This is a genomic window from Streptomyces sp. DH41, from assembly GCF_029813785.1.
Lineage (GTDB): Bacteria > Actinomycetota > Actinomycetes > Streptomycetales > Streptomycetaceae > Streptomyces.
Window position 1 is genome coordinate 385,104 of sequence record NZ_JARVKY010000005.1, and the last position, 10,668, is coordinate 395,771.

Annotated in this window: 8 protein-coding genes; 1 reads left to right on the forward strand and 7 read right to left on the reverse strand. The window is 71.6% G+C overall.

Annotated elements, in window-relative coordinates:
- Nucleotides 1-19: 19 nt before the first annotated feature.
- From gnd to tkt, 6 genes are read right to left on the reverse strand one after another with little or no spacing between them, the layout of a single operon-like run.
- Nucleotides 20-904, reverse strand: coding sequence for a phosphogluconate dehydrogenase (NAD(+)-dependent, decarboxylating) (gene gnd / locus QC283_RS12240; RefSeq protein WP_279561467.1), 885 nt, complete (start codon nucleotides 902-904; stop codon nucleotides 20-22).
- 1 nt (nucleotide 905) lies between these two features.
- On the reverse strand, nucleotides 906-2,594 hold the full coding sequence (gene pgi / locus QC283_RS12245; protein WP_279561468.1) for a glucose-6-phosphate isomerase: 1,689 nt from the start codon (nucleotides 2,592-2,594) through the stop codon (nucleotides 906-908).
- Complete coding sequence (gene opcA, locus QC283_RS12250; RefSeq protein WP_279561469.1) at nucleotides 2,587-3,522, reverse strand: glucose-6-phosphate dehydrogenase assembly protein OpcA; 936 nt, start codon at nucleotides 3,520-3,522, stop codon at nucleotides 2,587-2,589. Before opcA ends, pgi begins: the two co-directional genes overlap by 8 nt.
- Nucleotides 3,519-5,297 carry a glucose-6-phosphate dehydrogenase gene (zwf, locus tag QC283_RS12255; RefSeq protein ID WP_279561470.1) on the reverse strand — a complete coding sequence of 593 codons (1,779 nt, stop codon included), beginning with the start codon at nucleotides 5,295-5,297 and terminating at the stop codon, nucleotides 3,519-3,521. The genes opcA and zwf overlap by 4 nt, the downstream gene beginning before the upstream one ends.
- Nucleotides 5,294-6,463, reverse strand: coding sequence for a transaldolase (gene tal / locus QC283_RS12260; RefSeq protein WP_279561471.1), 1,170 nt, complete (start codon nucleotides 6,461-6,463; stop codon nucleotides 5,294-5,296). Before tal ends, zwf begins: the two co-directional genes overlap by 4 nt.
- Before the next feature lie 46 nt (nucleotides 6,464-6,509).
- The gene (tkt, locus tag QC283_RS12265; RefSeq protein ID WP_279561472.1) at nucleotides 6,510-8,594 is read right to left on the reverse strand and encodes a transketolase; all 2,085 of its coding nucleotides are present in this window, start codon (nucleotides 8,592-8,594) and stop codon (nucleotides 6,510-6,512) included.
- 159 nt (nucleotides 8,595-8,753) lie between these two features.
- Between tkt and QC283_RS12270 the strand changes: the two genes are divergently transcribed.
- Nucleotides 8,754-9,713 (forward strand): helix-turn-helix transcriptional regulator, encoded by a 960-nt coding sequence (locus tag QC283_RS12270; protein WP_279561487.1) that lies wholly within the window; start codon nucleotides 8,754-8,756, stop codon nucleotides 9,711-9,713.
- Nucleotides 9,714-9,775: 62 nt separating this feature from the next.
- Here the strand turns inward: QC283_RS12270 and QC283_RS12275 are convergent, their stop codons facing one another.
- Entirely contained in the window at nucleotides 9,776-10,582 is an 807-nt protein-coding gene (locus QC283_RS12275) for an IclR family transcriptional regulator (protein ID WP_279561488.1), read from the reverse strand.
- Nucleotides 10,583-10,668: the final 86 nt, after the last annotated feature.

Genomic DNA, 10,668 nt, shown 5'->3' on the forward strand with positions numbered 1-10,668 from the left:
ACGTGTTACCGCCACGTCCCTACTGCTTCTCGGCCGACTCCACGGCGTGCCCGCCGAACTGGTTGCGCAGCGCGGCGATCATCTTCATCTGCGGCGAGTCGTCCTGCCGGGACGCGAACCGCGCGAAGAGGGAGGCCGTGATCGCGGGCAGCGGTACCGCGTTGTCGATGGCCGCCTCCACGGTCCAGCGGCCCTCGCCGGAGTCCTCCGCGTAGCCGCGCAGCTTGTCCAGGTGGTGGTCCTCGTCGAGGGCGTTGACGGCCAGGTCGAGGAGCCAGGAACGGATGACGGTGCCCTCCTGCCAGGAGCGGAAGACCTCGCGGACGTTGTCCACGGAGTCGACCTTTTCCAGCAGCTCCCAGCCCTCCGCGTACGCCTGCATCATGGCGTACTCGATGCCGTTGTGGACCATCTTGGAGAAGTGCCCGGCGCCGACCTTGCCGGCGTGGACGTAGCCGTAGGGGCCCTCGGGCTTGAGCGCGTCGAAGATCGGCTTGAGGTCGTCGACGGTCTCCTTCTCACCGCCGACCATCAGTGCGTAGCCGTTCTTCAGGCCCCACACACCGCCGGAGACGCCCGCGTCGACGAAGTTGATGTCGCGCTTGCCCAGCTCCTCGGCGTGCTTCTCGTCGTCCGTCCAGCGGGAGTTGCCGCCGTCGATGACGGTGTCGCCGGGCTTGAGCAGCGTCCCCAGCTGGTCGATGACGTGCTGGGTCGCGGCGCCGGCCGGGACCATCACCCACACCGCGCGCGGCCGCTCCAGCTGGTCGACGAGGTCGACCAGACTGCTGACGTCGGCCTTCTCCGGATTGGTGTCGTACCCGACGACGGTGTGGCCGGCGTTGCGCAGGCGCTCGCGCATGTTGCCGCCCATCTTGCCGAGACCAACAAGACCGATCTGCATGTCAGTGCACTTCCTTCAGTTCACGGTAGGCGGCCACCAGCGCGGCCGTGGACGGATCGAGGCCGGGCACGTCAGCGCCCCGGGTGAGGGCGGGCTCGACGCGCTTGGCCAGCACCTTGCCGAGCTCCACGCCCCACTGGTCGAACGAGTCGATGTTCCAGATCGCGCCCTGGACGAACACCTTGTGCTCGTACAGCGCGATCAGCTGGCCGAGGACGGACGGGGTCAGCTCGGTGGCCAGGACGGTCGTGGTGGGGTGGTTGCCCTGGAAGGTGCGGTGCGGGACCTGCTCCTCGGGCACGCCCTCCGCCCGGACCTCCTCGGCGCTCTTGCCGAAGGCCAGCGCCTGCCCCTGGGCGAACAGGTTGGCCATCAACAGGTCGTGCTGCGCCTTCAGCTCGTCGCTCAGCTCGGCGACGGGCCGGGCGAAACCGATCAGGTCGGCCGGAATGAGCTTGGTGCCCTGGTGGATCAACTGGTAGTACGCGTGCTGCCCGTTGGTGCCCGGCGTGCCCCAGACCACCGGGCCGGTCTCCCACTCCACCGGGCGTCCGTCGCGGTCGACCGACTTGCCGTTGGACTCCATGTCGAGCTGCTGGAGGTAAGCCGTGAACTTCGACAGGTAGTGGCTGTACGGCAGGACCGCGTGCGACTGGGCGTCGAAGAAGTTGTCGTACCAGACGCCCAGCAGGCCCAGGATCAGCGGCGCGTTGGCCGGGGCCTCGGCGTTGTGGAAGTGCTCGTCGACGATGCGGAAGCCGTCGAGCATCTCCCGGAAGCGGTCGGGGCCGATGGCGATCATCAGGGAGAGGCCGATCGCCGAGTCGTACGAGTACCGGCCGCCGACCCAGTCCCAGAACTCGAACATGTTGGCCGTGTCGATGCCGAAGCCGGCGACCTTCTCCGCGTTCGTCGACAGGGCCACGAAGTGCCGGGCGACCGCCTTCTCGTCGCCCTTCGCGGCACCGTCCAGTCCCGCCAGCAGCCACGAGCGCGCCGAGGTCGCGTTCGTGATCGTCTCGATCGTGGTGAACGTCTTGGACGCCACGATGAACAGGGTTTCCGCCGGGTCCAGGTCCCGGACCGCCTCGTGCAGGTCGGCGCCGTCCACGTTGGACACGAAGCGGAACGTGAGCGAGCGGTCGGTGAAGGCGCGCAGCGCGTCGTACGCCATGGCCGGACCGAGGTCGGAGCCGCCGATGCCGATGTTGACGACGTTGCGGATCCGCTTGCCGGTGTACCCGGTCCACTCACCGGAGCGGACCCGGTTCGCGAAGTCGGTCATCCGGTCCAGCACGGCGTGCACCTTGGGCACGACGTTCTCGCCGTCGACCTCGATCACCGCGTCGCGCGGGGCGCGCAGCGCGGTGTGCAGCACCGCCCGGTCCTCGGTGATGTTGATCCGCTCGCCGCGGAACATGGCGTCGCGCAGCTCGAACACGCCGGTGACGGAGGCCAGTTCCCGCAACAGGGTCAGCGTCTCGTCGGTGACCAGGTGCTTGGAGTAGTCGATGCGCAGGTCGCCGACGCGCACGACGTAGCGCTCCGCCCGGCCGGGGTCGGAGGCGAACAGTTCGCCGATGTCCGGCCGCTGGAGGGCGTCCGCGCGGTGGTCCGCCAGCGCGGCCCACTCCGGCCGCCGGGTGAGCTTCGGGGAGTCGGGCGTGGAGTCGGACTTGGGGTCAGACATGAACAGGGGTCTCCTTGCCGGCCTCGCCGCGCAGGGCGACGGCGTACATCTCGTCCGCGTCGAGGCGCCTGAGCTCCTCGGCGATGAGTTCGGAGGTGGGGCGCACCTTCAGCGCGAGGGAGCGCGGGGGCTGGTCGGGCAGGGTCATGGTGGCGAGCGGGCCCTCCGGCCGGTCGATGACGATCTCGCCGTTCGCGGTGCCCAGTCGGACGGCGGTGACGACCGGTCCGTCGGTGATCACCCGGTCGACCCGCACGTGCAGCCGGGCCTCCAGCCAGCGGGCCAGCAGCTCCGCGGCCGGGTTCTCGGGCTCGGCCTCCACCGTCGCCGAGGTCACCGGTACCCGGGCCTGGTCCAGGGCGGCGGCCAGCATGGACCGCCACAGCGTCAGCCGGGTCCAGGCGAGGTCGGTGTCGCCGGGCGCGTAGGAGCGGACCCGGCGCTCCAGGACCTCCATCGGCCGCTCGGCCGCGTACAGGTCGGTGATGCGGCGCTTGGCCAGCGCGCCCAGCGGGTCCTTCGCGGGATTGTCGGGCGCGTCCACCGGCCACCACACGACGACCGGGGCGTCCGGCAGCAGCAGCGGCAGCACGACCGAGTCGGCGTGCTCGGACACCTCGCCGTACATGCGCAGCACGACCGTCTCGCCGGTGCCCGCCTCGGATCCCACCCGGACGTCGGCGTCGAGGTGCGAGCGGGTGCGGTCGCGCAGGTTGCGGGGGTGCCGCTTGATGACGACCAGGGTGCGCGAGGGGTGCTCGTGCGAGGCCTCCTCTCCGGCCTTGAGCGCGTCGTAGGCGTTCTCCTCGTCCGTGACGATCACCAGTGTGAGCACCATGCCCACGGCCGGTGTGCCGATGGCCCGGCGGCCCTGCACCAGCGCCTTGTTGATCTTGCTTGCCGTGGTGTCGGTCAGGTCGATCCTCATGGCCTGCGCCAGCTCCGTCCGTCTCGTGCGAGCATCTCGTCGGCTTCCCGCGGCCCCCAGCTGCCCGAGGCGTACCGCGCGGGCCGCTCGTGCGTGGCCCAGTACTCCTCGATCGGGTCGAGGATCCGCCAGGACTCCTCCACCTCCTGGTGGCGGGGGAACAGGTTGGCGTCGCCCAGCAGCACGTCCAGGATGAGGCGTTCGTACGCCTCGGGGCTGGACTCCGTGAAGGACTCGCCGTACGCGAAGTCCATGGACACGTCCCGGATCTCCATCGACGTGCCCGGCACCTTGGAGCCGAACCGCACCGTCATGCCCTCGTCGGGCTGGACGCGGATGACGATCGCGTTCTCGCCCAGCTCCTCCGTCGCGGTGGAGTCGAAGGGGGAGTGCGGGGCCCGCTGGAAGACGACCGCGATCTCGGTGACCCGGCGGCCGAGGCGCTTGCCGGTGCGCAGGTAGAAGGGGACGCCCGCCCAGCGGCGGTTGTCGATCCCCAGCTTGATCGCCGCGTACGTGTCGGTCGCGGAGGCCGGGTCGATGCCCTCCTCCTCCAGGTAGCCGGGGACCTGCGCGCCGCCCTGCCAGCCGCCCGCGTACTGCGCGCGCACGGTGTGCTCGCCGAGTTCGTCCGGCAGCCGCACCGCCCGCAGCACCTTCAGCTTCTCGGTGAGCAGCGACGCCGCGTCGAAGGAGGCGGGTTCCTCCATGGCGGTGAGCGCCATCAGCTGGAGCAGGTGGTTCTGGATGACGTCGCGGGCGGCGCCGATGCCGTCGTAGTAGCCGGCCCGGCCGCCGATGCCGATGTCCTCGGCCATGGTGATCTGGACGTGGTCGACGTACGACCGGTTCCAGATCGGCTCGTACATCTGGTTGGCGAAGCGCAGCGCCAGGATGTTCTGGACGGTCTCCTTGCCCAGGTAGTGGTCGATGCGGAAGACCTGCTCCGGGTCGAAGACCTCGTGCACGAGCGCGTTCAGGTCGCGGGCGCTGCCGAGGTCGTGCCCGAACGGCTTCTCGATCACCGCCCGGCGCCAGGAGCCGTCCGGGGCGTCGGTCAGCCCGTGCTTCTTGAGCTGCTGGACGACCTTCGGGAAGAACTTCGGCGGCACCGAGAGGTAGAAGGCGTAGTTGCCGCTGGTGCCGCGGGAGGTGTCCAGCTCCTCGACGGCCCTGCGCAGCTCTTCGAACGCGTTGTCGTCGTCGAAGTCGCCGGGGATGAAGCGCATGCCCTCGGCGAGCTGCTGCCAGACCTCCTCGCGGAACGGCGTGCGCGCGTGCTCCTTGACGGCGTCGTGCACGACCTCGGCGAAGTCCTGGTTCTCCCAGTCCCGGCGGGCGAAGCCGACCAGGGAGAAGCCCGGCGGCAGCAGGCCGCGGTTGGCCAGGTCGTAGACGGCCGGCATCAGCTTGCGGCGGGACAGGTCTCCGGTGACACCGAAGATGACCAGTCCGGACGGGCCCGCGATACGGGGGAGGCGGCGGTCCTGGGGATCGCGCAGGGGGTTGCTCCAGTCGAGGGGCGCGACGGGCGCGACGGCCTTCTCGTCCGCGCCCGCCTCCTTCGCCCCCTTGGCGGCGCCGGCCGCGCGCGGCTTCCTGGCGGTCCGGGCGGACCCGGCCGCCTTCGGCGCCTTCGGCGTCCCGGAGGCCCGGGACTCCTCGGCGTCCTCGGCGAGCGGCGGTCCCGCGGCCTCCTGGGCCGTCCGCGCCTCCTTGGCCTCCTTCGTCGCCTTGGTCTCGTGGACCGTCGTAGCGGGAAGGTCCTCGCTCATTCCCCGTCAACTCCCTTGCTGTCGAGGGACTTCGTCACGGCGTCGAGCAGGTCCTGCCAGGCCACCTCGAACTTGGCCACGCCCTCCTGCTCCAGCTGCTGCACCACCTCGTCGTACGAGATGCCGAGCCGCTCCACGGCCGCGAGGTCGGCCCGGGCCTGGGCGTAACCACCGGTGACCGTGTCGCCCCGCACGTCGCCGTGGTCGGCGGCGGCGTCCAGGGTGGCCTCCGGCATCGTGTTCACGGTGCCGGGAGCGACCAGCTCCTCCACGTACAGGGTGTCCCGGAATGCCGGGTCCTTCACCCCGGTGGACGCCCACAGGGGGCGCTGGGGGTTGGCGCGGGCCCCGGCCAGGGCGGTGAACCGGTCGCCCGCCCGGGACGGAACGCCGGCGGAACCGAACACGTTCTCGTACGCCTCGTAGGCCAGCCGCGCGTTGGCCAGCGCCGCCTTCCCCTTCAGGGCGAGGGCCTCGTCCGTGCCCAGCAGCGTCAGGCGCTTGTCGATCTCGCTGTCGACGCGGGAGACGAAGAAGGAGGCGACGGAGTGGATGCCCGACAGGTCGAGCCCGGCCGCCCGCGCCTTCTCCAGGCCGGCGAGGTAGGCGTCCATGACCTCGCGGTAGCGCTCCAGGGAGAAGATCAGCGTGACGTTGACGCTGATGCCGGCGCCGACGACCTCGGTGATCGCCGGGAGACCGGCCTTCGTCGCCGGGATCTTGATCATCACGTTGGGGCGGTCGACCAGCCAGGCCAGCTGACGGGCCTCGGCGATCGTGGCCCGGGTGTCGTGGGCGAGCCGAGGGTCGACCTCGATGGAGACCCGGCCGTCCCGGCCGCCGGTGGCGTCGTACACCTCACGCAGCACGTCGGCGGCGGCGCGGACGTCGGCGGTGGTCATCATGCGGACCGCCTCGTCGACGGTGACGCCCCGGGTCGCGAGGTCGGCGAGCTGCTCCTCGTAGCCCTCGCCCGAGCCGATGGCGGCCTGGAAGATCGACGGGTTCGTGGTGACACCGACGATGTTCCTCGTCCCGATCAGCTCGGCGAGGTTGCCGGACTCGATCCGCCGCCGCGACAGGTCGTCCAGCCAGATGGAGACGCCCTCGTCGGACAGGCGTCGGAGTGCTGCCGCGGGTGCGACTGCTTCGGTCACAGTGATCATCTTCTCTTTCTGCGGTCGGATCCGTCCGTGGGCCGATCCGGTGGGATCAGCCGCGGACGGCTGCCAGGGACTCCCTGGCGGCGGCGGCGACGTGCTCGGCGGTGAAGCCGAACTCGGCGAACAGGGTCGTGGCGTCGGCGGAGGCGCCGAAGTGCTCCAGGGAGACGATGCGGCCCGCGTCCCCGGTGAACCGGTGCCAGGTCAGGCCGATACCGGCCTCCACGGCCACCCGGGCCCGCACGGACGGCGGCAGTACGCTCTCGCGGTACTCGCGCGGCTGCTCGTCGAACCACTCCACCGAGGGCATCGACACCACCCGGGTGGGCGTGCCCTCCGCTTCCAGCGCCTCCCGCGCGGCCACGGCGAGCCGCACCTCGGAGCCGGTGGCGATCAGGACGACGTCCGGGGCTCCGGTGGAGGCGTCGGCGAGGACGTAGCCGCCGCGCGCCGCGTCCGGGTTCGGCTCGTACGTCGGTACGCCCTGACGGGTGAGGGCGAGGCCGTGCGGGGCCGGGTGGGTGGAGTGGCGCCTGAGGATCTCGGCCCAGGCGGTGGCGGTCTCGTTGGCGTCGGCCGGGCGGACGACGTTCAGACCGGGGATGGCGCGCAGCGCGGCGAGGTGCTCGACGGGCTGGTGGGTCGGGCCGTCCTCACCGAGGCCGACGGAGTCGTGCGTCCACACGTACGTCACCGGCAGCTGCATCAGGGCCGACATGCGGACGGCGTTGCGCATGTAGTCGGAGAACACCAGGAAGGTGCCGCCGTAGACGCGGGTGTTGCCGTGCAGGGCGATGCCGTTCATCTCCGCGGCCATCGAGAACTCGCGGATGCCGAAGTGGATGGTGCGGCCGTACGGGTCGGCCTGGGGCAGCGGGTTGCCCTCGGGGAGGAAGGAGCTGGTCTTGTCGATGGTGGTGTTGTTCGAGCCGGCCAGGTCGGCGGAGCCGCCCCACAGCTCGGGCAGTACCGGGCCGAGTGCCTGGAGCACCTTGCCGGAGGCGGCGCGGGTGGCGACGGCCTTGCCGGTCTCGAACACCGGCAGGGTGTCCTCCCAGCCCTCGGGCAGCCGACCGGCGACCACGCGGTCGAACAGGCCGGCGCGTTCCGGCTGGTCACCGCGCCACTTGGCGATCCGCTTGTCCCAGGCGGCGTGCGCCTCGGCGCCCCGGTCCAGTGCCGTGCGGGTGTGGGCGAGGACCTCGTCCGCGACCTCGAAGGACCGCTCCGGATCGAAGCCGAGGACGCGCTTGGTGGCGGCGACCTCGTCCTCGCCGAGGGCGGAGCCGTGGGAGGCCTCGGTGTTCCGCGCGTTCGGGGCGGGCCAGGCGATGACCGTGCGCATGGCGATGATGGAGGGGCGGCCGGTCTCCGCCTTCGCCGCCGTCAGGGCCGCGTACAGCGCGCGCACGTCGACGTCGCCGCTCTCGGCCGGCTCGACGCGCTGCACGTGCCAGCCGTAGGCCTCGTAGCGCTTCAGCACGTCCTCGGAGAACGCGGTCGCGGTGTCGCCCTCGATGGAGATGTGGTTGTCGTCGTAGAGGAGGACGAGGTTGCCGAGCCGCTGGTGGCCGGCCATCGACGACGCCTCGGCGGAGACGCCCTCCTGGAGGTCGCCGTCGGAGACGATCGCCCAGACGGTGTGGTCGAAGGGGGACTCACCCGTCGGCGCCCCGGGATCGAACAGGCCGCGCTCGTAGCGGGCCGCCATCGCCATGCCGACCGCGTTGGCGACGCCCTGGCCGAGCGGGCCGGTGGTGGTCTCCACGCCGGCGGTGTGCCCGTACTCGGGGTGGCCGGGCGTCTTGGAACCGTGCGTGCGGAAGGCCTTCAGGTCGTCCAGCTCCAGCTCGTACCCGGCGAGGTAGAGCTGGGTGTAGAGGGTCAGCGAGGTGTGACCGGGGGAGAGGACGAAGCGGTCACGGCCGGTCCACTCCGGGTCCGCGGGGTCGTGCCGCATCACCTTCTGAAAGATCGTGTACGCCGCCGGGGCGAGGGCCATCGCCGTGCCGGGGTGGCCGTTGCCGACCTTCTGTACGGCGTCGGCCGCGAGAACCCGGGCGGTGTCGACGGCACGCCGGTCGAGTTCGGTCCATTCGAAGCGGTCCGCGCCGTCCACTGTGTGCGTGCTCATCTTCAAGAAGTCCTCGATCGAAGCGGAGTAGCTGGTCTGACGTGTTCAAACTTAAAAGTCTGACTTTTTGGAGTGAAGGTCGTGGTGTGCCAGCCTGTGGTGAAACTGGGACACGCCCCGGCGCCGGGGGGCGCGCGGGCGGGGCGGCACGAGAAGGACATGGCGGACGTGGCGGACGAAAGCATCCAAGGTGACGGCGACGGGATCAGAACCTTTCCCTTCCCGGTCGATCTCAGCCTCCTCGGCGTCGGCATGCAGGTCGGTCCCATGGGCGCCGGCCGCACCTGGCACGCGCAGGCCCCGCTGCACCGCGTGCACCGCATCGACTTCCACGTCGTCATGCTCTTCACCGGCGGCCCGGTCCGCCACATGATCGACTTCGCCGAGTACGAGGCGACGGCCGGCGATCTGCTGTGGATCCGGCCCGGACAGGTCCACCGCTTCTCACCGCGGAGCGAGTACCGCGGAACGGTGCTGACCATGCAGCCCGGCTTCCTGCCCCGCGCCACCGTGGAGGCCACCGGCCTCTACCGCTACGACCTGCCGCCCCTGCTCCGCCCCGACGAGGCACGGCTCGCCGGGCTCACGGCGGCCCTCGACCAGCTGCGGCGCGAGTACGAGGACGCCACCACCCTGCCGCTCAGCCTGCACACCGCCGTACTGCGCCACACGCTGTCGGCGTTCCTGCTGCGTCTCGCGCACCTCGCGGCCGGCTCCGCCGAGGAGGCACGCCGGCGGCAGGCGGACCCGCCGGGCGACAACGCCTTCACCCTCTTCCGGGACGCGGTCGAGCGGGGCTTCGCCACCAACCACAGCGTCAGCGCCTACGCCGACGCGCTCGGCTACTCCCGCCGCACCCTCGTCCGCGCGGTACGCGCCGCCACCGGCGAGACGCCCAAGGGATTCATCGACAAGCGGGTCGTCCTGGAGGCCAGACGGCTCCTCGCCCACACCGACATGCCGATCGGCCGGGTCGGCGCGGCGGTCGGCTTCCCGGACGCGGCGAACTTCTCCAAGTTCTTCCAGCAGCACACGGACCAGACCCCGGCGGCGTTCCGGACGGAGCTGCGCCGGGAGTCCCCGCCCGATCATGCCGGAGGGGTTCACGCAGGCGCGTGAGTCCCTCCGCCCACCAGCGGGGGCGTTGGCCGCTCAGCGGCCGAAGCCGAACCGGTCGACGTTCACGAAGTCCGCCGTACCGCGTCCGGCGGGCGCCACCCCAGGGCCCGTGAGATACCGAGTGCCGCCAGCCGCACCGCCGGGACCAGCGTGGGCACTTGGGCGTCCGCGTGCGGTACCACGACCGACACGGCGGCGACCACCGCGCCGTCCCGCCCGTGCACCGGAGCGGCCACCGACAGGGCGTCGTCCGTGATCTGACGGTCACTCACCGCCGCACCGGTGCGCCGCACCCCGGCCAGCACCCGGCGCAGCCGCGCCGGGTCGGTGATCGTGTACGGGGTGAAGGCGGCGAGCGGGCCGGCCCGGTACTCCTCCTGGAACTCCGGTCCCTCATGCGCGAGCAGGGCGAGCCCGACCCCGGTGGCGTGCAGCGGCCAGCGGGCGCCGACGCGGATGTGCACGCCGACCGACGACCGCGCCGCCAGCCACTCGGTGTAGACGACCTCGTCTCCGTCGCGCACCGCCAGCTGCACGTTCTCGTGCGTCGCCTCGTACAGGTCCTCCAGGTACGGCAGCGCGACCTGCCGCAGCGCGAGACCGCGCGGGGCGAGCGCGGCGACCTCCCACAGCCGCAGTCCGACGTGGTAGGCACCCGACTCGTCCCGCTCCAGCGCGCCCCACTCGGTCAGCGCGCCCACCAGCCGGTGCGCGGTGGTCAGGCTCAGCCCGGCCCGGCGGCTGATGTCCGTCAGACACAGCGCCGGGTGCTCGTGGTCGAACACGGCGAGCACGGACAGCAGCCGGCCGGGGGCGGTGGAGGCGCCCGCGCGCGAGCGACGTCGGGAGTGGGGGAGGGCGGGTGGTATGGCCGGACACCTCTTCCATGGCGGGACGTGGCGGGGCTGGGCGGGGCGGGCGGGGCGGGGCGGGGCGTCGCCGCGTTCGCCGCCAC

Excerpts from the sequence above, each read along its gene's own strand:
- zwf (WP_279561470.1), bottom strand. The coding sequence starts at position 5,297 with ATGAGCGAGGACCTTCCCGCTACGACGGTCCACGAGACCAAGGCGACG.
- tkt (WP_279561472.1), bottom strand. The coding sequence starts at position 8,594 with ATGAGCACGCACACAGTGGACGGCGCGGACCGCTTCGAATGGACCGAA.
- gnd (WP_279561467.1), bottom strand. The coding sequence starts at position 904 with ATGCAGATCGGTCTTGTTGGTCTCGGCAAGATGGGCGGCAACATGCGC.
- QC283_RS12270 (WP_279561487.1), top strand. The coding sequence starts at position 8,754 with ATGGCGGACGTGGCGGACGAAAGCATCCAAGGTGACGGCGACGGGATC.
- tal (WP_279561471.1), bottom strand. The coding sequence starts at position 6,463 with ATGATCACTGTGACCGAAGCAGTCGCACCCGCGGCAGCACTCCGACGC.
- opcA (WP_279561469.1), bottom strand. The coding sequence starts at position 3,522 with ATGAGGATCGACCTGACCGACACCACGGCAAGCAAGATCAACAAGGCG.
- pgi (WP_279561468.1), bottom strand. The coding sequence starts at position 2,594 with ATGTCTGACCCCAAGTCCGACTCCACGCCCGACTCCCCGAAGCTCACC.